22 protein-coding genes are annotated in these 23268 nt (G+C 57.3%); 18 read left to right on the forward strand and 4 right to left on the reverse strand.

Annotation, left to right across the window (positions count from 1 at the left end):
- Nucleotides 1-29: 29 nt before the first annotated feature.
- Nucleotides 30-1274 (forward strand): DegT/DnrJ/EryC1/StrS family aminotransferase, encoded by a 1245-nt coding sequence (locus AC1D2G_RS20420; protein ID WP_477416190.1) that lies wholly within the window; start codon nucleotides 30-32, stop codon nucleotides 1272-1274.
- A gap of 188 nt (nucleotides 1275-1462) precedes the next feature.
- On the opposite strand, the gene AC1D2G_RS20425 is transcribed toward AC1D2G_RS20420, so the two are convergent.
- The 3 genes from AC1D2G_RS20425 to AC1D2G_RS20435 are packed head-to-tail and all read right to left on the reverse strand — an operon-like array spanning nucleotide 1463 to nucleotide 4261.
- Nucleotides 1463-2710, reverse strand: a complete 1248-nt coding sequence (locus AC1D2G_RS20425; protein ID WP_477416192.1) for an NAD(P)/FAD-dependent oxidoreductase — start codon at nucleotides 2708-2710, stop codon at nucleotides 1463-1465.
- Nucleotides 2707-3018 (reverse strand): 2Fe-2S iron-sulfur cluster-binding protein, encoded by a 312-nt coding sequence (locus AC1D2G_RS20430; RefSeq protein ID WP_224620513.1) that lies wholly within the window; start codon nucleotides 3016-3018, stop codon nucleotides 2707-2709. The genes AC1D2G_RS20425 and AC1D2G_RS20430 overlap by 4 nt, the downstream gene beginning before the upstream one ends.
- 13 nt (nucleotides 3019-3031) lie before the next feature.
- Nucleotides 3032-4261: a cytochrome P450 gene (locus AC1D2G_RS20435; protein WP_477416194.1), complete on the reverse strand. Its 1230-nt coding sequence runs from the start codon at nucleotides 4259-4261 to the stop codon at nucleotides 3032-3034.
- A gap of 607 nt (nucleotides 4262-4868) precedes the next feature.
- On the opposite strand from AC1D2G_RS20435, the gene AC1D2G_RS20440 reads away from it, so the two are divergent.
- From AC1D2G_RS20440 to AC1D2G_RS20500, 13 genes are all read left to right on the forward strand, one after another.
- On the forward strand, nucleotides 4869-5789 hold the full coding sequence (locus tag AC1D2G_RS20440) for a LysR family transcriptional regulator (RefSeq protein WP_477416311.1): 921 nt from the start codon (nucleotides 4869-4871) through the stop codon (nucleotides 5787-5789).
- Between the two features lie 54 nt (nucleotides 5790-5843).
- Nucleotides 5844-6068 carry a 2Fe-2S iron-sulfur cluster-binding protein gene (locus AC1D2G_RS20445; RefSeq protein WP_477416196.1) on the forward strand — a complete coding sequence of 75 codons (225 nt, stop codon included), beginning with the start codon at nucleotides 5844-5846 and terminating at the stop codon, nucleotides 6066-6068.
- Nucleotides 6069-6415: 347 nt separating this feature from the next.
- On the forward strand, nucleotides 6416-8032 hold the full coding sequence (locus AC1D2G_RS20450) for a GMC family oxidoreductase (protein WP_477416198.1): 1617 nt from the start codon (nucleotides 6416-6418) through the stop codon (nucleotides 8030-8032).
- Nucleotides 8033-8034: 2 nt separating this feature from the next.
- Nucleotides 8035-8529 (forward strand): hypothetical protein, encoded by a 495-nt coding sequence (locus AC1D2G_RS20455; protein ID WP_477416200.1) that lies wholly within the window; start codon nucleotides 8035-8037, stop codon nucleotides 8527-8529.
- A gap of 113 nt (nucleotides 8530-8642) precedes the next feature.
- The gene (locus AC1D2G_RS20460; RefSeq protein ID WP_477416202.1) at nucleotides 8643-9965 is read left to right on the forward strand and encodes an NAD(P)/FAD-dependent oxidoreductase; all 1323 of its coding nucleotides are present in this window, start codon (nucleotides 8643-8645) and stop codon (nucleotides 9963-9965) included.
- A 718-nt stretch (nucleotides 9966-10683) separates the two neighbouring features.
- Nucleotides 10684-11985, forward strand: coding sequence for an ABC transporter substrate-binding protein (locus AC1D2G_RS20465; RefSeq protein ID WP_477416204.1), 1302 nt, complete (start codon nucleotides 10684-10686; stop codon nucleotides 11983-11985).
- A gap of 71 nt (nucleotides 11986-12056) precedes the next feature.
- Entirely contained in the window at nucleotides 12057-12992 is a 936-nt protein-coding gene (locus AC1D2G_RS20470) for a carbohydrate ABC transporter permease (RefSeq protein ID WP_477416313.1), read from the forward strand.
- Nucleotides 12993-13001: 9 nt separating this feature from the next.
- Nucleotides 13002-13844, forward strand: a complete 843-nt coding sequence (locus tag AC1D2G_RS20475; RefSeq protein ID WP_477416206.1) for a carbohydrate ABC transporter permease — start codon at nucleotides 13002-13004, stop codon at nucleotides 13842-13844.
- Nucleotides 13845-13855: 11 nt separating this feature from the next.
- Nucleotides 13856-14920 carry an ABC transporter ATP-binding protein gene (locus AC1D2G_RS20480; RefSeq protein ID WP_477416208.1) on the forward strand — a complete coding sequence of 355 codons (1065 nt, stop codon included), beginning with the start codon at nucleotides 13856-13858 and terminating at the stop codon, nucleotides 14918-14920.
- Between the two features lie 108 nt (nucleotides 14921-15028).
- The gene (locus AC1D2G_RS20485; protein ID WP_477416210.1) at nucleotides 15029-16534 is read left to right on the forward strand and encodes an aldehyde dehydrogenase family protein; all 1506 of its coding nucleotides are present in this window, start codon (nucleotides 15029-15031) and stop codon (nucleotides 16532-16534) included.
- Between the two features lie 18 nt (nucleotides 16535-16552).
- A complete protein-coding gene (locus AC1D2G_RS20490; protein WP_477416212.1) occupies nucleotides 16553-17362 on the forward strand; it encodes an aspartate dehydrogenase in 810 nt (269 codons plus the stop codon).
- A gap of 79 nt (nucleotides 17363-17441) precedes the next feature.
- The gene (locus tag AC1D2G_RS20495; RefSeq protein ID WP_477416214.1) at nucleotides 17442-18191 is read left to right on the forward strand and encodes an electron transfer flavoprotein subunit beta/FixA family protein; all 750 of its coding nucleotides are present in this window, start codon (nucleotides 17442-17444) and stop codon (nucleotides 18189-18191) included.
- A gap of 23 nt (nucleotides 18192-18214) precedes the next feature.
- The gene (locus tag AC1D2G_RS20500; RefSeq protein ID WP_477416216.1) at nucleotides 18215-19150 is read left to right on the forward strand and encodes an electron transfer flavoprotein subunit alpha/FixB family protein; all 936 of its coding nucleotides are present in this window, start codon (nucleotides 18215-18217) and stop codon (nucleotides 19148-19150) included.
- Nucleotides 19151-19421: 271 nt separating this feature from the next.
- Here the strand turns inward: AC1D2G_RS20500 and AC1D2G_RS20505 are convergent, their stop codons facing one another.
- Nucleotides 19422-20390: a helix-turn-helix domain-containing protein gene (locus tag AC1D2G_RS20505; protein WP_477416218.1), complete on the reverse strand. Its 969-nt coding sequence runs from the start codon at nucleotides 20388-20390 to the stop codon at nucleotides 19422-19424.
- A gap of 302 nt (nucleotides 20391-20692) precedes the next feature.
- On the opposite strand from AC1D2G_RS20505, the gene pcaD reads away from it, so the two are divergent.
- The 4 genes from pcaD to pcaG are packed head-to-tail and all read left to right on the forward strand — an operon-like array spanning nucleotide 20693 to nucleotide 23267.
- Nucleotides 20693-21502: a 3-oxoadipate enol-lactonase gene (pcaD, locus tag AC1D2G_RS20510; protein WP_477416220.1), complete on the forward strand. Its 810-nt coding sequence runs from the start codon at nucleotides 20693-20695 to the stop codon at nucleotides 21500-21502.
- Entirely contained in the window at nucleotides 21495-21908 is a 414-nt protein-coding gene (pcaC, locus tag AC1D2G_RS20515; protein ID WP_477416222.1) for a 4-carboxymuconolactone decarboxylase, read from the forward strand. The genes pcaD and pcaC overlap by 8 nt, the downstream gene beginning before the upstream one ends.
- Nucleotides 21898-22653, forward strand: a complete 756-nt coding sequence (pcaH, locus tag AC1D2G_RS20520; protein WP_477416315.1) for a protocatechuate 3,4-dioxygenase subunit beta — start codon at nucleotides 21898-21900, stop codon at nucleotides 22651-22653. The genes pcaC and pcaH overlap by 11 nt, the downstream gene beginning before the upstream one ends.
- Nucleotides 22653-23267, forward strand: a complete 615-nt coding sequence (gene pcaG / locus AC1D2G_RS20525; RefSeq protein ID WP_477416224.1) for a protocatechuate 3,4-dioxygenase subunit alpha — start codon at nucleotides 22653-22655, stop codon at nucleotides 23265-23267. Before pcaH ends, pcaG begins: the two co-directional genes overlap by 1 nt.
- Nucleotide 23268: the final 1 nt, after the last annotated feature.

A 23268-nucleotide genomic window follows, 5' to 3' on the forward strand; every position in this document is an offset into this window, starting at 1 on the left:
TGTTCCAGAACCCGAAAAGAGATATCGCAATGCAAGATCTGGCTATCAATGGCGGCCCTCGCGCCGTCGAGGGAACCCTTCCGAGCTTTCGCGATGCATCCGGGCGCACGCTCGGCGACGAAGAGATGAAAGAGTTGTCAGACGTGCTCAAGTCGGGCAGCCTTTCCTTTCTCGTCGGTCCGAAAACCGGCGAGTTCGAAAGGCAATTTGCGGCGAGATATGGTGTCCGCCACGCGGTCGCCGTCAGCAGCGGGACGGCGGCACTTCATACTGCCGTCATCTATCTCAATCCCGAACCTGGTGACGAGATCATCCTCTCGCCGGTAACGGATGTCGGCACCGTTATTCCCATCATTTCCCAACTGGCTATTCCGGTTTTTGCCGATGTCGATCCGCAGACCCACAACATTGACCCAGCTTCGATCGAAAGGAACATCGGCCCCCGTACCCGTGCGATTATCGTCACGCATGTCTACGGTCATCCGGCGGACATGGATGCGATCATGGCGATCGCGAAGAAACACAACCTCTTCGTCATCGAGGACTGCGCACAAGCTCATCTCGCCTTGTACAAGGGAAAGCTGTGCGGCACCTTGGGTAATCTCGGCTGTTTCAGTTTCCAGCAGTCGAAACACATGACCACTGGCGACGGCGGCATGGTGATCAGCAATGAGGACGAGCGTTTCGGGCGCGGGCTCAGACATTGCAGCGACAAGGGATGGCCGCGCGAAAGGGGAGGCCGCGACCATCTGTTTCTCGCGCCGAACTACCACATGACGGAGTTGCAAGCTGCGGTGGGCCTGGCGCAGCTGAAAAAGCTGGACCAGTTTGTCAAGGCGCGGGTTAGCGCCGCCGACAGGCTGACCGCGCTGCTTTCCGATACCGATGTCATCCCGGTCCTACCGTTGCCACGGACAACCGGCGTCTATTTCTTCTACTCATTTCGCCTGGATCCCCAAAGATTGTCGCGGCCGATCCCGGAAGTCATGAAAGCCCTGACGGCCGAGGGCATCGACGGTTTCATCGGCTATCCCGGTCAGATCCCCCTCTATCGATATCCCTTGATCAGGGAACACAAAACGTTCGGCAGTTCGGGCCTACCGTTCACCCTCGATGGCGTTCGCAAGGATGACTTTGACACCGAACTTTGTCCGGTGGCCGAGCGTGCCTGCCGAGAAACCATCTGCATGTGGTGGACGGACAGAATGGAGGACCATCATCTCGGGCAGATAGCCGATGCGATCCGCAAGGTGATCACGGCTTATCGAAAGTGAGATATGTCTGACCAACACTTGGAACCGCTCGAGGGAATCGCGCTGACGTTCGTGTTCGCGGCTGCGACAAGCATGCCATCGCGGAGATGGCGGCGCGCAAGCTCCTGCTCACCGAAGGACCAGCGAAATTGCGAGAAGCACCATTCCAGAGCTGAGGCAACTACCCCCAAGCCGAATGTGCAGCATCGCTACTCCGTCATGTTCTGCGCGGTTGCATCAGCAGTGAAGCGCTTCAGCACAAAGCCGTCCCGCCCTGCTTCCGCAGGTGTCGGGCGCCGGCTGACGGAAGCCAGGAGGCGGCGCGCGGCCATGTGGTCTGCCGGCCGGTTAATCGATTCCACTGCGGCGAGCACGCCCTTTCGAAAGCACAGAACCGAGAGGCCGTTGGCTTCCCGCAGTTCGACGAATTCGTCGCATCCTGCGGCAAGCCCGGCAATCTGAAGCTTCAGGTTACCTTGATCCGACCAGAACCAGGGAACGGCGCTGTATTGCGCGTGTTCGCCTTTTGCCAGCCGCGCGGCGAGAAGCCGCGCCTGGTCAGTCGCATTCTGAACCGACTCCAGCCGACACCGCGTACCCGCAGGACCGAAGAGGAAGTTGCAGCAATCCCCGATCGCGAAGATATTCTGATCGCTCGTGGCCAGTTGCCCGTCCACGATGATGCCGTTATCCACTTCAAGCCCGCAATCGCGCGCGAGCACGTCGTTGGGTATGACGCCGATGCCTGTGACGACGCAGTCCGCAGGCAGGAGCTGGCCGGATGATGTTTCGACACCCGTAACCGTTCCGCCCAATCCGGTGATACGGCCGACACCTTCTCCGAAAAGAAGTCTAGTGCCTTGCTGTGAGTGATACGCTTCGAAATAAGCGGACACTGCCGGACTGACCGCTCGGACCATGGCACGGGAAGCGGCGTCCACAACAGTGACGTCCAGCCCCAAGTGTCTTGCGACGGACGCGAATTCGAGCCCGATAAAGCCCGCGCCGATGATGACCGTCTGTCGGCAGCCATTCCGGAGCGCACTCTTCAACCTGTCCGCGTCGCCCAGTGTCGCGAGGCCATGGACCTGTTCGAGATCCGCGCCCTCCACTCGCAGTTCCCGGCGGTAAGCCCCCATGGCGAGAACGAGCCGGTCGTACTCCACCGCGTCGCCGCGATCGAGGAGGACGCGCCGGCTTTTGCGGTCGATGGCCGTGGCGTTGGCGGCAATGCGCTGGATACGGTTCTCGACGAAGAAGTCTTCCGGGCGGAAGACGAGTTCGGAGAGCGGAAGCTTGTCGAGCAAATAGGCCTTCGACAGCGGCGGGCGCTGGTAGGGAAGGCCAGGCTCGTCGCCTACCAGGACGATCGCTCCTCCGTACCCGGCCAGTCGCAAGGAAAGCACAAGCTGGAATCCGGCCTGTCCGGCTCCGACGATGACGATGCGTTCGGTCATACCTGACGCGCCGGGAGACGGATCCGCAGCCCGTCGAGGTCGCCCGTCAGCTTGATCTGGCAGCCAAGCCGGCTTTCCGACGTCCGTTCTTCAGCGGTGCCTTCCAGAAGTTCGTCTTCCTCTTCCGAGAGTGATTTGAGGCGCTCGTCAGAGATGTATACGTGGCAGGTTGCGCACATCGCGTTCCCTCCGCACTCCCCAACGATGCCGTCAATGCCGTTGCTCGTAGCAACCGCCATGATGCTCATACCCTCCGGCACGCTGATGCTGCGCTCGCTTCCGTCAGGCGACACAAATATTACCCGCATTGGATGCTCCGGATCATTCGATTTCCATCGGGAGGCTTCGCAGCCCGCGCAAGGTGTTGTTAAAAGCTCGGACCGGCTCCCCGGTGATCCGGATGCGCTTGACCTTCCGGGCCAACGCGCTGAGGATCAATTCGCCTTCCAGCCGTGCCACGAGTTGTCCAACGCACATGTGGATGCCCGCACCGAATCCGACGTGCCCACTCGTGACGCGGCGAATGTCATAGAGTTCGGGCCGCTCCCATTTTCGGCCATCCCGATTTGCGGCACCAAGGAACATAAGGACCTTTGAGCCTTCGGGAATGACATGGCCTCCGACTTCCGCTGCACGAGTGGTGGTCCGGAAAAAAGTCTGAACGGGAGACTCAAACCGGATACCTTCCTCGAAGGCATTCCTGGCGAGTTGCGGTTCGGACCTCAACGCTTCCCACTGGTCGTCGAATCGCGCGAGACAGTACAGCGCGGCTCCTATTCCGTTTACAGTGGTGTCGATGCCTGCTGTCAGCAGGGACCGCACGAGGAGCACAGCCTCTTCGGACGTTATCTGGCCGGCATCGACGGCCGCATGAACCTCGGCGCCAAACCCCGCGCCGGCCAGATTTTCCCGACGGCATTGTTCCGTCACGTATGCGACATGCGGAGTGGCCTTGGCGATTGCCTGGTCTCGCAGCTCATTGGGAGGCCCGAACGCATTGAACGCCAATCCCGCGTACGGCAGCAGGTGTTCCCGGCCTTCCGCGCCCAGCCCCACGGCATCGGGAAATACGGACATTGGGTAGGCTTCGGCCAGGTCCCGAACCCCGTCGAAGCGACCCCTGACGAGCAGCGCGTCGACCGTGCGTTCCGCGGAGGCCTCGAAAGATTCCCTTAGCTTCTTCACCGTTACCGGGGAAAGAACCTTCGAAAGTATTTTTCGCGCCCGGTCGTGCTCCGGCGGGTCCTTCTCAAGAACGAGGCTCGGCGGCCGCCAGGGTTTCTCCTTGGCGAAGTCCGCCAGGCCGACGCCGCGGCTCGAACAGAACGTTTGCCAATCCATAAGGACCTGATGGACCTGCTCGTACCGGGCAACTCCATAGATGCCATATCTCGAGAGGTAGAATAACGGGCCGCACTCCCGCAGTTCCTCATGGATGGGGAACGGGTCCTTGAAAAACTCGATGGAAAAGGGGTCAAAGTCGGAGATTGGCAAAGCTCCGCCGTTACCGCGGCGAACTTCCGTGGCGGGCTGTTCCTGTGGGACTGTCATGGGAGCTCCTTCAACGTGATACCGCGTCTCTCAGCAGGTGCGGCAAGACCTCGCTGCGTGGGCCTGGCGTTGCTCCAGCCGGCTGCATCGAGAACGTTCCGTCGTCTATCGTTTGTCGGCTCGCGTCTCATGAGGGCGCGGGCCTGGCATCGGTCTTGACCCGACCGCGAGAACCGGTTTGCCGCTTTGGCCGGCTGCTTTCGTTGGTCGCTTTCGATCATCCTGTGGACGATCTCCGCGCCACATAGGCGCCAGCCGACCTCGGTTAGCCCGATTTGCACAAGTCGATCAGGCCTGTCAAAAACCGCCGATATTCGGCGTTCTCCTGAGCGAAACGGACTATCGGTGCCGTCGCGGCCCCGAAACGCACATTCCAGATAACCTCCCCCACAGGGCGTGGCTGTGGCCTCCTCAGTCCTTGGCATTCCGGCCCGAAACACTGCGCGTCGGATCGGTATTGCCCGGAATAATATTGGTGTGCGCCTCCCAGCGTGTCGGGTCCTCGACCGACGAAGCCAAATTAGACGCCATTGGAAAATTTGCCTAGCAAATTTTAGTAATAGGCATAATTTGAATTATGGATTTTAGGCGGCTCGACTTGAACCTCATGCTGGTGTTTGAGGTGCTGTACGCGCAGCGGAGCGTAACGCTCGCCGCTCGCGTATTGGGCATGAGCCAGCCGACGATCAGTGTTGCGCTGAACAAGATGCGCATGTTCTTCAAAGATGAATTGTTCGTGAGGCAGGCGGGCTCCATGCAGCCTACTCCGTTCGCGGACTCGATCGCCGATCCCATCGGGCGGATTCTGCAGACGATCAGGAGTGAACTCCTGCAAGAGAGGAGTTTTGATCCGGCTACGACCGACCGGGTATTCTCGGTGAGCATGTCCGACATCGGCGAGCTTGTTTGGTTGCCGGCGCTTCTGCGGGTCCTGCGTGAGCAGGCTCCGAACGCGTCCATCCGCTGCCTTTCCCTAAAGCCAAACGAACTCAAGGAAGCGATGGCGAACGGATCGCTTGACCTCGCTGTCGGGTATTTCCCCGATCTCTCGGAGGCTTCGTTTTTCCAGCAGAAACTTTTCGACCATCCTTTCGCCTGCATCGTGCGGCGCGATCATCCGAGGATTGGCGAAACAATCAGCGCGGAACAGTTTCTTGAAGCGGAGCATGCCATCGTCGCCGCGGAAGGCCGGAGCCAGGAAATCTTCGAAAAGCGTATGCTCGATCTCGGGCTCAGGCGACGCGTGCTTCTGCGGTCCCCGCACTACATGAGCCTGCCGGTTCTGATCGCGCATTCTGATATGGTTTCCGTCGTCCCGCGGGCGGTTGCTCAGCTCGCTGTACAGACGGCGAATGTCAAAGCTCTGGAGCCACCGTTCTACATACCTCCTATCGGGCTCAAACAATTTTGGCATCGACGCGTAAATGGCGATCTAGCGGTCATCTGGTTTCGAAGTCAGGTCGCACGACACTTCCTGAACCGTGATCCCACGTCCGATCCCGCGTCGGCCTTGTTCGGACCGGTTTGAAAGTCGCCGGGACCCGTCAGCCGACTGCGCCGCGAGGTTTTTGGCGACGCCGAAATGCCGTTTCAAGACAGGGTCGCCAACAAGGGCGTCACCGTACAGGCTCGGCCGGACCAGTCGTTGCTCGATGCGCTGATGAGCGCAGGGATCGAGATGATCTACGACTGTCAACGTGGCGAATGCGGGCTTTGCGCCGTCAAAATTCTTCAACTAGAGGAGGGAACAACGGTCGACCACTGTCTTCAGCGATCGAGAAAAACACGAAAACCAATACATGCGTAGTTGCGTCTCGCGATTGACCACCGGCCTCACGGTGATCGATATCGGCCATCGCTGACACGGGAGAAATAGTCACTGCATCGGTTGAGGCTGGTCTAGCCGACGTCGCCTCCTAATCGAAAGTGATCGGGCCGGTCAGCCGCCTGCGGAGCCCCGTCCTGGCGGATGCAGAAATGTCCAAGGATTAATTAGATTTTTCTATTGTCTCCGATGATCGACTGTCGCTACCGTCCACTCGTCATTGGAACTTCGAAACGTTTGAGCGACGACGCTCAGTCCAGTTTCGCTCGCCTCAATGCCATGGTCGCGGGGACCGGGGAGTGGCAAGAGCACACCATATGGGTAGGACAATGGACGCGGCTCTGGAAGAAGATGTTTATGATGCGGTAATTATCGGCTCTGGGCCGTCGGGGGCGATAACCGCACATACACTCGCTGTGGCAGGTTTCAGGGTCATTTGTCTGGAGCAGGGAGACTACGCGCTTCCGTCGGATTATGCCGCCAACCACGACATGTGGGAACTTGTTGCCCGGGGTCATTGGCAGGCTGAACCAAATCGCCGGGGAAATCCGGCTGATTATCCCTTGAACGTCTCCGAGACCGATCTTGCGCCATCGATGTACAATGCGGTTGGCGGCTCCACCATCCACTATAGCGCTCTCTGGTCGCGGCTTGCACCGTCGGATTTTCGCGTTCGTACTCTTGATGGCGTCGCCGACGATTGGCCGATTGGCTATGACAAGCTTGCTCCATTCTACGACGAGGTCGACAATTTTATCGGTGTGTCCGGCGTGGAAGGCGACACGGCTTATCCTGAAGGACTTTCGCCTAAGCTGCCCCCGATGCCCCTCGGCAAGCTTGGCTTGAAAGCCGCCGGGGCCATGAACGAGTTGGGCTGGCATTGGTGGCCACACGCCAATGCGATCCCCAGCCAGAAGATTGGCTCGCTTGCAGCATGCGCGCGTTGGGGCACCTGCATACAAGGGTGTCCCGAAGGTGCCAAAGCGTCGTTCGACATGGCGTATTGGCCCGCGGCCATCAAAGCTGGCGCTAAGTTGGTCACCGGTGCTCGTGTTTCCAGAATTACGACAGATGGGAGCGGTGCTGCGACTGGTGCTGCGTGGATCAGCAAGGGAACGCAGTATCACACGCGGGCCAAACAGGTCGTTGTTTGCGCCAATGGCATAGGCACGCCAAGGCTGCTTCTGCTTTCAGCAAGTGAGCAGCATCCTCATGGGCTGGCCAATTCATCCGGTCTGGTGGGCAAGAACCTGATGCTGCACCCAAACTGTACCGTTATCGGCTACTATGAAGAGGATCTGGAATCCTGGCGCGGTCCTGTCGGGTCCGTCATCAGTTCAATGCAGTTCTTTGAAACCGATCGTTCTCGCGGCTTCGTGCGTGGTCCGAAATTGCATGCCTGTCCAACGCCTGGGCTGCTGTTCAATGGTATCGACCCCCACAGGCTTTTGCCATTCGATGCGCTTTGGGGTGCGAACTTCCATCACGTCATTCGGGATGCGCGCAACGCGATCTTCTGGGGGGCAAACATCGACGACCTGCCAGAAGAAAGCAATCGGGTTACCCTGGATCCCGATCTTTGCGATGGTGATGGTATTCCCGCACCAAAAATCAGCTATCGGTACAGCGAAAATACGTTGAAGATGCGCAGTTACGTCATGGGGAAGCTTGTTGAAATTCATAAGGTGGCAGGGGCAAAGAAGCTCGTTGAGATCGCTGACTTGAAAGGCGAGCCCGGGCACCTGCTCGGAACCGGCAGGATGGGTCAGGATGCGAAGACCTCCGTGGTTGACGAATATGGCCGAGCTCATGACGTCCCCAATCTGGTCATCTCCGATGGGAGCATATTCGTGACCGGCGGCGCCGCGAACCCAACCAGCACGATTGCGGCGCTCGCGCTGCGCAACGCAAAACAGCTTATCGCGACCTTAAACGAGGCAAATTGACAATGGTTACTGTTCAGCAAGCCCACACAAATGAGCGCCTTTCCGTTTCCATGCCCCGGCAGGCTCCTCCTCGCAACTTCACCGACCTGGAAATGCAAACGCTGCGGGTTGTTGCCGACACTTTGATACCGGCCGCTAACGGAAATCCGTCCGGTAGCGGCCTCGCAAAATTCGAAGGTCTCGTCACCCGCGCGGCGGCAATCCTCGACAAACACTTCGCAACACTGACGGCAATCCTCGGCGAGCTGTCGGCGATACCTTCGGAACAGATGTGGGACCGGCTTCGTGAATTGGAGGCGCAGGACAACGAGACCTTTTATCTCCTCTCTACGTTGCTCGCAGGTGCATATTTATATTCCGATGAGATGAAAGCCGAACTGCAATACCCCGCACCACACCGAAACCCTCCTGGTCTTTTCGATGCCGCAGACGAACTCTCAACCGGTATTCTAGACCCAGTGATCGAACGGGGGCCAATCTTCGTACGCGTCGATTGAGGTGAAAAAGTAGGATATGGGCCCGCGCGGTATCGAGCGCCTCATAGAGCCCCAGTTCATCACGCCATTGTTGAAGAGCGCTGCACCATCTTGAATGGCCAGAGGATCTTATGATGTCCATAGCGGGCCCAATCGATCCGTCGATGCAATCGGTTATTTGGAGCAAGACCCTCGCCGAGCCGATCATCCGCTTCCCCACATTGGAAGAAGACCAAGTTGCCGACGTTTTGGTGATTGGAGGCGGGTTTTGTGGTCTGAGCGCCGCAATCCATGCAGCCCGCCATGGTGCCAGCGTTGTTCTTGTCGATGCGCGAACTGTGGGCGCGGGTGCATCCGGAAGAAATGGCGGCAATAGCATCCCACATTTCCCGGGGACGATGACACCTTCAGACGTTGCGTCGATCCTTGGTGCGAAGAAAGCGCAGGCTCTTTGCGAACTGGTCGTAGCCGGCTCGGACATGGTTTTCCAGCAAGCAGCTGAATTTCAAATCAACTGCTCGTCTGCGCAAAATGGCTGGATGCAGCCGGCGCACTCACAACACTCACTGCCAAAAGTTCGGCGCGCCTATGAAGAATGGAAGGCTCTCGGAGCGCCGGTCCAGTGGCACTCCGCCGCTGACACCCACGACCTCCTTGGCGCCGTTGGCTATATCGGTGGCTGGTCGAACCCGACCGGCGGCTCGGTCAACCCCTACGGCTTGGCGCTGGGCCTTGCAAGGGTGGCGATGAAGGCGGGTGTTCGTATTTTTGAGAATACTTCAATCCAGAGCATCGAACAAACGACCACCCTGCCGGTCGCGGTTTGCGGCGAATTGCGGGTGAAAGCGAGCATCATCCTTATCGCCACCGGCGGCTACACTGGGGATGTCTTTAAAGAAGTACAGCGCTCTGCAATCCCTGTTAATCTTTATCAGGTTGCAACCAAGCCGCTGCGCAAAGAGCTTCGGGCATCTATCTTGAAGACCCAGATGTGCTTTTCAGATCGCCGTAAGTCTGGCGGTTTCGGCAGGCTAGATGCCGAGGGCCGGTTAATCACGGGAGGGGCGGTGTTCGCACTTGGCAACAGCAGACGCTACGGTGAAAGTCACGCCCGCACCCGACTGAAACTCCTCTACCCGCAGTTATCGGAGCAAGACGTCGCCCTGGAGGCCTACTGGGAGGGGTTTTGCGCGATGTCTGAATCACACCTCCCCCATGTCTTACGGCTTGGAGCCACCGTCTTCTCCCTCGTCGGGTTTTCGACCCGCGGTCTCAATCTAGCTCAAAACCTCGGTCGGCTTCTGGGTGAGTTCGCAGCTGGGAAAGCAGCGTTGGAGGACGTACCGGTGGCACTTGTGGAGCGTAGGCGAGATATTGCTTACTGGCCCATCAAATCCCGCGCCGCGCGTTACATTTTCCCATGGTTTCAGGCACAAGACCGCTTAGGTCTATCGTAGGAGCTCGCCTGGTCTTCGCTCAAGGAGAAGCCTTAGCACCGCCGTTGAACTCACGTTGGCCAGTGTCGGCTGAATTGAGCAGTGACTACGGGCGGACCGGCATTCTTGTTAACAGCACTGGCATCGTCACATATTGGCCGGTCGCCGAATGCAGTGACGAGGAATGGCAGCGCGTCCTCTCTGAAAATCGAAAGGCCCGGGGAAGCAGGCCTGGTTCACGAAGCTCACTGCGGCAGCTCGCGACACAAACCAAGCTCCAGGATTTTCGCCACCAGACGCGCAGCATGCATACGCCCGCTGTCAGCTACAAGCGCCACCGTCTTTCCTGCAGAGATCATTGCCGACGCGATCTGGCTGTAGTTTCAGCTCCCGCTGAGCCGGCGGAATGCCGCAGGAACCCGGCATGTTGGTTTCCTCCGAGACGATCCGCCGTCTGGGTAAGAAGGATTCGGGCGTCGACCCGTGGGTGACGCGGCAGAAGCACTTAGTCCAATGTTTTGTTGGATTTTACCATTGTCTGATAGCAGGCTGCATGGTTACGTCGATCAGGCTGCGGTGACGCAAGCTTCCGGGACGGCCAGTACACATGGAGCAACGGAAATAGCCGCGATAGCGGCGCTGCATTTCAGATGGTAGCCGCAGAAGACGGCGCCAACCTGGCTCGCACAGGAATGTCACGACAGTCATAAACCATACGGGAACAATGGTGGAGGCATACATGTCTAACGGTATCAATCATTGGGAAATGAGCCGCCGAACGGCCTTGAAGGCTGCTGCTGCGCTGTTCGCTGCCTATAATCTCAGTTCGTCTGGAGCGCGTGCCGCTAGCGGCAAAAGCCTCAACATTCTGAATACAAATCTGCTTTTTTGCGACGTCCTGGCAAAGGTGATCCCGAAGGTTTATACCGATGCGGAAATCACAGCCGAAGAAAATCCTCAAAACGAGCACTATGAAAAGCTCCTGGTTGAGATGTCGCAAGGTTCCTCGACCTACGATCTCTTAGTCTTGGACAATATGTTTTCTCATCAGTTTCTTGTCAACAAGTGGGTGAAAGCGGTTGATGACATCAAGGCTGATGATCCATCACTTCCGGCCTTGAAGTACGAAAACGTCGCCCCGGCGTCTTTGAAATATCTGCAGTATGACGGCAAAAGTTTCGGCATACCGATGACGCTTTCGACTCCGATCTTCGTCTATAGAAAGGATTTGTTCGAGGCCAAAGGTCTTTCGGTCCCCACGAACTGGGACGATTATCGAAAATGCGCTGAGGCGCTTCACACCGATGAAGTTGCTGGCAATATCTTGCTGCTCGGCGGCCAGGACGCTCACATGTCGGGGGACTGGGCGACCCGACTGATGAGCATGACAAAGCTAGGCCCGGATGACGATGGCGTGCTGGACAGCGCGCTCCGGCCGGTGTTCAATTCGGAAGGCCAGGGTGCAAGGGCCATCGAGCGAATTAAGGAAGTGCTCCCGTTTGCGCCGAAAGGTGCCGAAGGTCTCGATTATCCTGATGGCGTCTCGCTTTTCTCGCAGGGAAAAGCCGCGATGTTCATCAGCTGGTCGGATGTGTTCGCTGGCATGGAGAACGGCCCATTGAAGGGCAAAATTGGATATGCAGCCGTTCCAAGTGAGAAATACCAGCAGCAAATGACCGGTGGCCTTTCGCTGGCTGTCAGTGCCTTTTCGAATAATCCGAGCGAAGCTTACAAATTCCTGGATTGGATGCTGAAGGGCGAGGGCTACAGGCTCTTTCTGGAGAACGGCGAGACAAATCTTGTGCTGAAGTCGCAACTTGACGATCCGGCAGTGCGGGCAAAAATTCCGTCTCTGAATGTGTACGAGGATTTCAAGAGGCGAGGGACCACTACGATCGCGTTGACCCCTTATCGAGCTCCGAACGCGGTTGAAGTGCAGCGCGTTTTATACGAAGAAATTTTAGCCGCCGTCCTCGGCAGAAAGACCCCTGAACAAGCGATGAAGGACGCCGAAGTTCGCGTGCAGGGTGTTATCCGCTAACTTCGCACAAAATGTATAGAGGAATGGCCCCTGGAGGTCATTCCTCTCGTGTACGGGGAATCGTCGTGAGCATGACGGATTCAATTTCAATGGCAAAAGTGGGTGGCGATAAGGCGCAGAGGGCAGGGGAGCGCCGCGCCGGCTTGTTGCTTCTCACGCCAGCTTTCGTTCTGATGAACGTCGTCGGTTTTTTCCCGATGGTGTATTCGCTTTACATTTCACTGACGGACTACAACCCCTCGCACGGCGGCATTGCTCGCTTTGTAGGCCTGGGAAACTACGCTAAGGCATTTTTTGATCTGCAATATTGGCATGCCTTGGGGCTCACTTTTGTTTTCGTCACACTGAGTGTGACGTCGTCACTGATACTCGCTGTACTGTTGTCCCTGCTCTTCAATATGCGTTATCCCGGATTCTTCTTGTTACGCACGATCATATTGATTCCGATGTTGATTACGCCAATCGCGGTCGGGATCGTGTGGCGTGTCATGATGATGCCGGATCTCGGAGTGCTCAACTACATTCTAACCGTCATAGGCTTGCAGCCGCAGCTTTGGACTTCCTCATCAAGCACCGCGCTCTTGTCAATTGTTCTCGTGGATATTTGGCAATGGACGCCCTTTATGTTTCTTATCGTCTTTGCCGGCATTTCTTCGTTGCCAAAGAGTCCGTTTGAGGCTGCCGCGATCGACGGGGCGGGTGCCATAAGGGTATTTTTCTCGATAACCTTGCCGCTCCTCAGGCCGGTCATCGTTATCGCAACCCTCCTGCGCATCGTGGATGCTTTCCGGACATACGACGCTGCATTCATTATGACACGAGGCGGCCCCGATTTCGCAACCGACCTCGTTAGCGTTTATCTGCAGAGAGTAAACTTCCGAGTTTTTGATCTTGGCTACGGCTCCGCATTGTCGTGGATTACCCTCGTGATCCTGACTGTCATTATTTTGATCTTTACGAAGCTCTCCGGTTTCACACGCATCATTTCCGAAAAAGAAGGCCGGTAGGAGTTGTCAATGTCCGTACATCGAGCCCCTATTCGCCGCTTCTCCAAGATGATCCTTGTCTACATGCTGGCGCTTCTTGCCACAGCGTTTTTTGCTTTCCCAATTTTTTGGATGGTCACTGCCTCTTTGAAAAGCGACCAGAGTATTACAGCGTACCCGCCGGTATGGGTTTTCGCTCCGAGTCTGCAAAACTATGTCAAGCTGGTCGAAGAACTTGGCATAATGAAAATGTTCATCAATAGCGCAGTCATAGTAGGCTTGTCCACATGTCTGGCAATGGTCTGCGGAACGCTTGCTGCCTATGCGCTGGCACGATTCGATATAAGAAACAAACAGTTGATCGCGTTCGAAGTTTTATCAATCCGCATGTTGCCGCCGATCGTCAGCGTTGTTCCGATGTTCATCCTGGCTCGCTGGGTTGGTGTTTTCGATACTTACTGGTTGCTTATCGCCGCATATGCCATTTCCGGTCTCCCTTTTGTGGTTTGGGTCATGCGCGTCTTCATTCAGGACATTCCGCAGTCAATCGAAGAAGCCGCGTTGATCGACGGTTGTTCAAGGCTTGAAGCATTTTGGCGAGTGATGTTGCCCCTGCTTCTGCCGGGGCTGGCCGCTACCATGGTCATCGTTTTCATGTTTGCCTGGAACGAGTTTCTCTTGGCGTCGATGCTGACATCGAATGCGGCCAAAACGCTGCCGGTCATAGCGGCTAATACTTTGAACGCAAAATCCATCGCGTGGGGCATGGCCTCAGCGGCGGGGGTCATCATGTCACTGCCTGTCGTCGTGCTTGTTCTGCTGATGCAACGCTATCTTGTTCGCGGCCTGACGCTAGGCGCGGTAAAGGGCTAGAGGAGATTATCGTGGGCATTCAGATCAGGAACGTGCAAAAGCGGTTCGGCGCCGTTACCGTCGTCAATGGAGTGTCGGTTGATATTGCCGATGGTGAGTTTTTTGTCATGCTGGGCGAGTCAGGCTGCGGGAAAACGACCACACTGCGAATGGTCGCAGGGCTAGAATTGCCTACATCCGGCTCCATTCATATTAATGGCAAGGACGTGACCTTTGCAGAGCCCCGCCATCGCGACATCGCGATGGCATTCCAAGACTATGGGCTATACCCGAACATGACGGTTTTCGAGAACATCGCGTTTCCGTTGAAGATTCGTAAAGTGCCACAGGCCGATCGCCGCAGAAAGGTCGAGGAAACGGCCGGTAGGCTCGGGATTGCCGATTACCTTAGCCGCAAGCCCTTTCAGCTTTCCGGTGGTCAACGGCAGCGCGTTTCGCTTGCTCGAGCTCTGGTTCGAAATCCCAAGGTCTTCCTTATGGATGAGCCGCTTTCGAATCTTGACGCTAAGCTTCGCGCAGTCATGAGGACTGAGATCAAGAAGCTTGTCGCCGACCTCGGGATCACGACTATCTATGTAACCCACGACCAGATCGAGGCTATGTCCATGGCCGATCGCATAGCGGTTATGCGGAGAGGCGACATGGTACAGGTCGGATCACCGCTAGAGATCTATGACAGGCCCCTGACGCGCTTTGTGGCGGACTTTATGGGATCGCCACCTATGAACCTTTTTGCTGCATCTCTGAAGACGCCAGGTCGTCCGACCTGTCAGATACAAGAATTTGTCGACTCTATTCCTGATGACGAGCAGGCTTTGATCGCGGGTAGACTGGATTCAACAGGTCAGTTCAGCGCCGGCATTCGACCTGAACATTTGAAGCTTGTCCAACCAGGTTTTTCCGGCTCCGCGCGTGCGGTCGTGGATTTTGTCGAACCATTGGGTCAAACCACCAACGTATATCTGACGGCGGGAGAAACCCGTTTCATTGCGGTCACAGATCGATGCAATCGGCAGGTGGGTGATGTGGTTGGCGTGTACGCCCCGCCCGAATTCGTGCGTGTTATAGCCAACTAGCAGCGCTTTCTGTTCTCGGCGGGATGCATTCAGGCAGGTTGTCGAGGCAGCCGGCATTCCGACCTCTGACGATGACTTACTGGAATCGATTTCCGATGGAGGCCCATCTTGCTGCAGACTCAATCCCATCTTTTGCCCCGTATTTACGGCCACTTTATCGACGGCGTGCTGTCTGATCCCTCACAAACTTTGATCGACCGACATTCACCGGTGAACGGATCACTGCTTGCCCGCTTTTCGGCCGGCACGCCGAAAGATGTTGATGACGCCGTCTCGGCAGCGGTCAGAGCATTCCATCGCGAGGACTGGGCGGATCTCACCGGCTCCGCCCGCGCCAAGTTGCTCAATAAATTTGCCGACCTGATCGCTGACCATGCCGACCATCTCGTCCAGATGGAGGCGGAAGAGGCATCTAAAGCAATAAAGATGTCCGTCCATGAACTGGCAATGGTTGTTGAAATGACCCGTTTTGCGGCCTCGCTTGCCATCACGGCGAAAGGTGAAGCGCATACGCAGTTGGGTCCTGGAGTACTTGGTCTCGTCACGAAAGAACCGTCCGGGGTCGTTGGAATGATCGTACCGTGGAACTTTCCCCTGGTCTGCCTTTTCCAGAAACTTCCCTACGCGCTCGCTGCCGGCTGCACTGTGGTTATCAAGCCATCGGAACTGACCTCCAGCACCGCCCTGGAAATCGCGAAGCTGGCGACGAAAGCCGGTATTCCTCCGGGTGTTATCAACGTTGTGACAGGCAACGGTGCGATCGTGGGTGAAGCTCTCACCGGCCACCCGGATGTTTCGATGATCTCGTTCACCGGATCCACTGCCGTCGGACGGCGGATCGGCGCAAAATGTGGCGAGAGCGTAAAACGCGTTGCGTTGGAGCTTGGAGGAAAAGGTGCGAACATCGTGTTTGCCGATGCGGATCTCGACGCCGCACTGGATGGCATCCTTTTTGGCTTTGTCTTCAATCAGGGTGAGGTCTGCGCAGCCGGAGCGCGCTTGATCATTGAGGACAGCATTGCCGATGACTTCGTGTCGAAACTTGCGGAGCGTGCCAAGCTGATCAATGTCGGCCATCCGACGGATGAGCAGGCCGACATGAGTGCGCTTATTCACGAAAGCCACATGCACAAAGTCCTGGCTTATATTGCAGAAGGCCAAAAGGAAGGGGCTGTCGTGATTTGTGGCGGACAGCGTCTTCGCGGCCAGGAGTACGATGACGGCTATTTCATTGGTCCGACAATCCTGACTGAAGTCACGGCAGACATGCGAGTTTTCCGAGAGGAGATATTTGGACCGGTTCTATGCGTCACAAGGTTCAAAAGCCTGGAAGAGGCAATTAACCTTGCCAATCTCACCGAATATGGGTTGGCAAACGGCGTGTGGAGCAAGGACATCGACAAGGTTCTTCTGACCACGCGGAAGCTGAAATCAGGGACCGTTTTTGCCAACACCTATCTGGAGGGGGCCGTGCAGCTGCCGCAAGGTGGCGTCAAGCAAAGCGGTTTCGGCCGTGAGAACGGCCTGGACGCGCTTCATGAATACATGGAGACCAAGCAGACCTACGTGAAGCTGGGCCGACGTCTACCAATCCTTGCCCACACCATCGCGTAATTCTTCGGAGGATCTGTTTTGCCAAACGATAGAAGGCGCATCGCGGTTATTGGTTTTGGAGCGATGGTACGCAGCTTGCAGGCGTCGTTTCGCAGGTCTGGCAATCATTTTGAAGTTGCAGCGACGCTGGTTCCTAGGGAGTTCGCCCCAGCGCCGAGCGAACTGGGCGGGGTGAGGCTCTTCAATGATGTTGCGGAACTGATCGACTGGCATCCCTCACTCGTTGTTGAATGCGCGAGTCACGACGCTGTCCGTGACTTCGTTCCCGCGTTGTTGCGAAAAGGAATCGACACCATCATCGTTTCCGTGGGCAGTCTGAGTGACAAGACGCTGCTGGACAGCCTTGAAGCCGCCGCGACAAAGGGAGCTAGTCGCCTAACTGCAGTGTCAGGTGCCATTGGGGGTCTTGATGTCCTGAGATCCGCAAGAAGCGCGGGACTAAGCTCCGTCGCATATACCGGAACCAAACCGCCCAACGCCTGGACGGGTACACCGGCAGCGGATGCAGTTGACTTGGCGTCTCTTAGCCAGCCGACAGTAATATATAAAGGCAATGCAGAGCAGGCTGCACGACTTTATCCCAAAAACGCCAATGTGACCGCTGCGGTCGCCCTCGCTGGCATCGGCTTCGAGGCAACCAGCGTCGTACTCATTGCAGACCCTGACGCGACTACGAACCTCCATCGAGTGGAGGCGACAGGTGCCTTTGGCAGTTTCTCGATTGAGCTTCAAAACAAGCCCTTGCCTGATAACCCAAAAACATCCTGGTTGGCGGCTTTAAGCATCGAAGAAGCCATTGTTCGGCACTTTAGAGCGATCGATGTTTAGCCAGCTCGGCTTGTCCTTGTCGATCGAGTACGTCATCGGGCGAAGCTTTCAGTGCGCAAGAAAGTATTGAGGGAACTCAATGAAGATATTGGTCCCCGTCAAGCGGGTAGTTGACTACAACGTAAAGATCCGCGTCAAGCCGGATGGCTCGGGCGTCGATCTGACCAACGTGAAGATGTCGATGAACCCGTTCGACGAGATTTCGGTCGAAGAAGCGCTTCGTCTGAAGGAAGCCGGCAAGGCCGACGAAGTGGTTGTCGTGTCGATCGGCCCGCCCAAGGCCGAGGAGACACTGCGCACCGCGCTCGCCATGGGCGCCGACCGGGCAATCCTGGTCGAGACCGAAGATCAGGTGGAGCCGTTGGCGGTTGCCAAGATCCTCAGGGGTATCGCCGATGCCGAAAAGCCTGGCCTGATCATTGTCGGCAAGCAAGCGATCGACGACGACTCGAACCAGACTGGCCAGATGCTGGCCGCCCTCCTCGGTTGGGCCCAGGCGACCTTCGCCTCGAAGATCGAGATCGGCGATGGCAAGGCAACCGTGACCCGAGAAGTCGATGGCGGCCTGCAGACGATCGACATCAAGATGCCGGCGGTTGTCACGACTGACCTGCGCCTGAACGAACCACGTTACGCCTCGCTGCCCAACATTATGAAGGCCAAGAAGAAGCCGCTCGACAAGAAGTCGCCAGCCGATTTCGGCATCGATACTGCAGCCCGCCTCAAGGTTCTGAAGACGGAGGAGCCGGGTGGCCGCAAGGCCGGCATCAAGGTCAAGTCGGTTGCCGAACTCATCGACAAGCTGAAAAACGAAGCCGGCGTCCTCTAAGGTCCCGAAAACGAGATTTCATCATGCCTATTCTTCTTCTGGCTGATCACGACAACGCCACCCTGTCCGACCTGACCGCAAAGGCGCTGACAGCCGCTTCCAAGATCGGCGGCGATGTGCATGTGCTGGTTGCCGGCAAGGGCGCCAAGGCTGCCGCCGATGCAGCTGCAAAGCTATCCGGCGTTTCGAAGGTACTGCTTGCCGAGGGCGACGATCTTGCCAACAATCTCGCGGAGCCCTTGGCAGCCCTCATCGTCTCGCTCGCCAGCACTTACGATACCATCATCTCGGCCGCCACCTCGGTCGGCAAGAACGTACTTCCGCGCGTGGCGGCCCTGCTCGACGTCGCGCAGATCTCGGAGATCATCGAAGTCGTTTCGGCCGATACCTTCAAGCGTCCGATCTACGCCGGCAATGCCATCCAGACCGTGCAAGTAGCCGGCGCCAAGAAGGTCATAACCGTGCGTACGGCTTCATTTCCCCCAGCCTCCCAAGGCCCCCTTGCTGCCGTTGAGAAAATCTCAACGGCAGCTCTTTCTTCTTCTCTCTCGGCATTCGTCAAGGATGAACTGTCAACATCCGACCGACCTGAACTGACCTCCGCCAAAATCATTATTTCCGGCGGCCGTGCACTCGGCTCCGCGGAAAAGTTCCGGGAAATCATCCTTCCCGTCGCCGACAAGCTCGGTGCCGCCGTCGGCGCTTCGCGCGCGGCGGTCGATGCGGGCTACGCGCCGAACGACTGGCAGGTCGGCCAGACCGGCAAGGTCGTCGCCCCGGAACTCTACATCGCCTGCGGCATCTCGGGTGCCATCCAGCACCTCGCCGGCATGAAGGATTCGAAGGTCATCGTCGCCATCAATAAGGATGAGGATGCCCCGATCTTCCAGGTCGCCGACTACGGTCTCGTCGCTGACCTCTTCGAGGCCCTACCGGAGCTGGAAAAAGGGCTTCGATAGAAACGTGCTGGACTTCTTTCAAGACGCGCATGACTGCTTAGCAAAAGTCTGGAAAGAGCGATGGATACGAGCCTCGCATCCACGGGAAAGTCTCGCTCGCTCGCCGTATAATAGAGTCTGCCGCGGCGCCTGACATTCGCGTCGGGTCCAGGAGCGGCTGCTTGGCAAGCTGAAGCCCCTGTCATCCATCGAACCTCGGCTGCCAGCGTCGGTCACCACCTTGAAACGTCGAGGTTCGGCTTCGGGTGGTATCTGCACCCTCCCTCGACGCTTAAATCTGATCGACGGGCAGGGCTTGTTCGGCGATCGGGCCTTTGGTTGCCAGCCGACGAAACGCGATTGGCGATAGGCCGGTGTTCGTAGTGAAAAATCGAGTGAAGTAAGCCGCATCATCATACCCGAGCGTAAAAGAAATTTCCTTTACGCTCAAGTTTGTATTCGCTAAATACGAACGAGCCTGCTCCAAACTGCGCGCCTTTATATTTGAGTGTACCGTTTTACCGGTTGCTTGAACGGAGACCTTATTTAGATTTGAAAACGACATGTTCATTCGGTCAGCATAAAATTGCACATTTTTATGAGTTTTATAATATCTGTCGATAAGTTGCGACAATATTTCAATCTTACTTTTCCCTGCTGGATCGGTGGTATCGCTCGTTTTAACGCCGAACTGAAGCACGTTCCTTTCAGCAACAATCCTTAGAAATTCAACCATAAAAGAAAGGACTGCTGCTTCTCGCGCTATGATATAGGGATATGTCTCCGTGCTGTGCTCGTATATAACGCGTTCTATTGCAGTCAAAACCTCGGGATTTCGATCTCTTTCGATCTGTTCGATGATGGTTATATGTTTGACCAAGTCACTGGCGAGAAATCCCTTCTGAGCTAGTCGATCAAAATACGCAGTGCTAATTGTTATTACATGGCCAAACGTCTTCGTATCGATGTATGAGTAGAAACCATGCTCCATATTCGGTGGGATCATAACAAGGCTATTGCTGCCAAAATGATGCTGTCCGTCTGGATATATAAGCGTCGATCGTCCCTCGGAAATATAGACGAATTGATACAAATCGACATGCACATGCAAGTCGATATTTGACATTAGGTTGTTGCTTCTAACGAGAATCGACTCTGCATTTGAGAAGATTGATCGACCAAACTCAGGGCTCTCGCCGTAGAGAGAATAGGCTGGCGCGCGGCTTGAGCCATTTACACGCGGCTTCGTTGTTTTCTGCATCGCGATTCACCTCTCAAATCTCAAACTCCAGCATTGCAGGAATGAGGAGAATGTCCAACATGATGTTGGATATTACCATTGCCCGCTTTGAGCGAAAGTGATTTCTTCAACTCAGGCATGGATTGAATGGCTACGTCTTACGCAACCTTTGGTTGTCGATTGTCGACGCTTCAATACATCCGTGAAGCATGTCCTGCGGGCTCCACCGAGTATCCAGGGTGGCCGAAAACGGAGGGCCGCCTAGGGAGACCGGGCGGAAACCGGCATCGCGTTTGTGCACTGTGGGGAGGAGGACCGAAGTCGTGCCATTTGACACCATCGGCGGCATCACGCTGCACCATCGCCACATCAAGGCGGCTGGCAACGCGGGGCCGATCGTGTTCATCAATTCGCTCGGCACCGATTTCCGCATCTGGGACCAGATCCTGTCGAACCTGGACGGGGAAATGCCGCTGCTGGTCTACGACAAGCGCGGCCACGGGCTCTCCGATAACAGCGACATCAGGTCGATCGACGATCATGTCGATGATCTCTCGCACCTCATAGATCATTTCGGGCTGGACAAGGTCGTGCTGTGCGGCCTGTCGGTCGGCGGCCTGATCGCGCAAGGGTTTTATATCAGGCACCCTGACATGGTCGAAGGCTTGATCCTGTGCGACACGGCACACAAGATCGGCACGGCCGAGAGCTGGAACACGCGAATTTCGGCCGTCGAGCGCGACGGCATCGAGGCGATCGCAGACGGCATAATGAAAGTGTGGTTCACGCCGAATTTCCGTGACGCGCGCGCTGCCGACCTTGCTGGTTACCGCAACATGCTGACCAGGCAGGCGCTGCCTGGCTATGTCAAAACCTGCATGGCGGTCCGCGACGCTGATTTCACCCACGCGACACACCGCATCGCCATACCGACGCTCTGCGTCGCTGGCGACCAGGATGGCTCCACGCCTCCCGATCTTGTTCGCTCGTTGGCCGAGATGATCCCCGGTGCGCGCTTCGAGATCATCCGCGAAGCCGGACACATTCCCTGCGTCGAACAGCCTGAAGCACTGACCGCCTTGATCCGCGATTTTGTCGCATCACTTGCCCCTGGAGCAGAAACCCATGGATGAAGTCCCCGGCAACTCAGCCAGATATCGCAGTGGCCTCGCAATCCGTCGGTCCGTGCTCGGCGACCGCCATGTCGACCGAGCCGCGAATGCCGCCACCGATTTCGACCGGCCTTTCCAGAGCCTGATCACCGAGGCGGCTTGGGGAACCGTGTGGGCGCGACCTGGTCTGTCCAGACGCGAGCGCTCGATCGTGACGTTGGCGCTGCTGGCGGCGCTCGGTCACGATGAAGAGGTCGCCATGCATGTGCGCGCCACCGCCAACACCGGGGCGTCACGCGACGATATCTGCGAAGCGTTCCTGCATGTCGGGATCTATGCCGGCGTACCGGCGGCCAACCGCGCCTTCAAGATCGCCAAGGGGGTATTTTCGGAAATGGACGAAAACCAGAATGTCCATGCCCGCTAACCCCGGTTCGAACCGGACGCCGGAGACCGGCGCCTTCTTCCAGCGCGACCGGACATGGCATCCGCCGGCACTGACGCCAGGCTACAAGAGTTCGGTGATGCGCTCACCGCAGAAGGCGCTGCTGTCGTTCGACAACACGCTGTCGGAGATCGCAGGTCCGGTGTTCGGCCACGCCATGCTCGGCGAACTCGACGCCGACCTGATCCATAATTTCGCCAGGCCGGGCGAGAGCGCCATCGGCGAGCGCATCATCGTCTACGGACGCGTGCTCGACGAGCGCGGCATCGGCGTTCCCGGCGTGCTGCTCGAATTCTGGCAGGCCAATGCCGGCGGCCGCTACCGCCACAAGAAGGACGGCTATCTGGCGGCACTCGACCCGAATTTCGGCGGTTGCGGCCGCACCATCACCGGCGAGGACGGCAGCTATGCCTTTCGCACGGTCAAGCCCGGCCCCTATCCCTGGCCGAATGGCCCCAATGACTGGCGCCCGGCACACATCCATTTCTCGGTGTTCGGCCATGGCTTCGCGCAGCGGCTGATCACGCAGATGTACTTTGAGGGCGACCCGCTGATCTGGAGATGCCCGATCGTGCGCGGCATCGCCGACAAGGCGGCCATCGAGGCGCTGACGGCCAGCCTCGACACGCAGGCGACGATCCCGATGGATGCGCTCGCCTACAAGTTCGACATCGTGCTGCGCGGGCGGCGCTCGTCGGTGTTCGAAAACCGGCCGGAGGGCAACTGATGGCGCAGTCGCTCGACCGGCTCAAGGAAAGTCCTTCGCAGACCGCCGGACCCTACGTCCATATCGGGCTGACGCCGAATTTCTGCGGCATTAGCGGCGTCTATGCGGCCGACCTCGGCGCTACCATGGTCAACGACAAGACCAAGGGCGAGCGAATCGGTCTCAAGATCCGGGTGCTCGACGGCACCGGCACGCCGCTCAAGGATGCGTTGATCGAGATCTGGCAAGCGGATGCGGACGGGCTGTACAATTCGCCCGCCGAATTGCGCGGTGCCGCCGATCCGAATTTCCAGGGCTGGGGCCGCTGCCCGACCGACATGGAAACGGGCCTGTGCGATTTCGAAACGATCAAGCCCGGCCGCGTGCCGTACCAGGACGGGCGACTGATGGCGCCGCATGTCAGCCTTTGGATCGTCGCTCGTGGCATCAACATCGGCCTGCAGACGCGGCTGTATTTTTCCGATGAGGCGCAGGCCAATGCGCAGGATCCTATCCTGGCGCTCATTGAGCACCGCGTTCGCGTGCCGACACTGATCGCCGAGCGCCAGGACAACACTTACGTCTTCGACGTCCATCTCCAGGGCGACAAGGAGACGGTCTTCTTCGACAGCTGAC

Source organism: Mesorhizobium sp. P2_C7, assembly GCF_056404515.1.

Bases quoted from the DNA above. Each gene is read 5' to 3' on its own strand.
- AC1D2G_RS20500 (WP_477416216.1), top strand. From the start codon at position 18,215: ATGCCTATTCTTCTTCTGGCTGATCACGACAACGCCACCCTGTCCGAC.
- AC1D2G_RS20470 (WP_477416313.1), top strand. From the start codon at position 12,057: ATGACGGATTCAATTTCAATGGCAAAAGTGGGTGGCGATAAGGCGCAG.
- AC1D2G_RS20475 (WP_477416206.1), top strand. From the start codon at position 13,002: ATGTCCGTACATCGAGCCCCTATTCGCCGCTTCTCCAAGATGATCCTT.
- AC1D2G_RS20435 (WP_477416194.1), bottom strand. From the start codon at position 4,261: ATGACAGTCCCACAGGAACAGCCCGCCACGGAAGTTCGCCGCGGTAAC.
- pcaG (WP_477416224.1), top strand. From the start codon at position 22,653: ATGGCGCAGTCGCTCGACCGGCTCAAGGAAAGTCCTTCGCAGACCGCC.
- AC1D2G_RS20450 (WP_477416198.1), top strand. From the start codon at position 6,416: ATGGACGCGGCTCTGGAAGAAGATGTTTATGATGCGGTAATTATCGGC.
- AC1D2G_RS20430 (WP_224620513.1), bottom strand. From the start codon at position 3,018: ATGCGGGTAATATTTGTGTCGCCTGACGGAAGCGAGCGCAGCATCAGC.
- AC1D2G_RS20495 (WP_477416214.1), top strand. From the start codon at position 17,442: ATGAAGATATTGGTCCCCGTCAAGCGGGTAGTTGACTACAACGTAAAG.
- AC1D2G_RS20505 (WP_477416218.1), bottom strand. From the start codon at position 20,390: ATGCAGAAAACAACGAAGCCGCGTGTAAATGGCTCAAGCCGCGCGCCA.
- AC1D2G_RS20440 (WP_477416311.1), top strand. From the start codon at position 4,869: ATGCTGGTGTTTGAGGTGCTGTACGCGCAGCGGAGCGTAACGCTCGCC.
- AC1D2G_RS20455 (WP_477416200.1), top strand. From the start codon at position 8,035: ATGGTTACTGTTCAGCAAGCCCACACAAATGAGCGCCTTTCCGTTTCC.
- AC1D2G_RS20420 (WP_477416190.1), top strand. From the start codon at position 30: ATGCAAGATCTGGCTATCAATGGCGGCCCTCGCGCCGTCGAGGGAACC.
- pcaC (WP_477416222.1), top strand. From the start codon at position 21,495: ATGGATGAAGTCCCCGGCAACTCAGCCAGATATCGCAGTGGCCTCGCA.
- pcaH (WP_477416315.1), top strand. From the start codon at position 21,898: ATGCCCGCTAACCCCGGTTCGAACCGGACGCCGGAGACCGGCGCCTTC.
- AC1D2G_RS20460 (WP_477416202.1), top strand. From the start codon at position 8,643: ATGTCCATAGCGGGCCCAATCGATCCGTCGATGCAATCGGTTATTTGG.
- AC1D2G_RS20425 (WP_477416192.1), bottom strand. From the start codon at position 2,710: ATGACCGAACGCATCGTCATCGTCGGAGCCGGACAGGCCGGATTCCAG.
- AC1D2G_RS20445 (WP_477416196.1), top strand. From the start codon at position 5,844: ATGCCGTTTCAAGACAGGGTCGCCAACAAGGGCGTCACCGTACAGGCT.
- AC1D2G_RS20465 (WP_477416204.1), top strand. From the start codon at position 10,684: ATGTCTAACGGTATCAATCATTGGGAAATGAGCCGCCGAACGGCCTTG.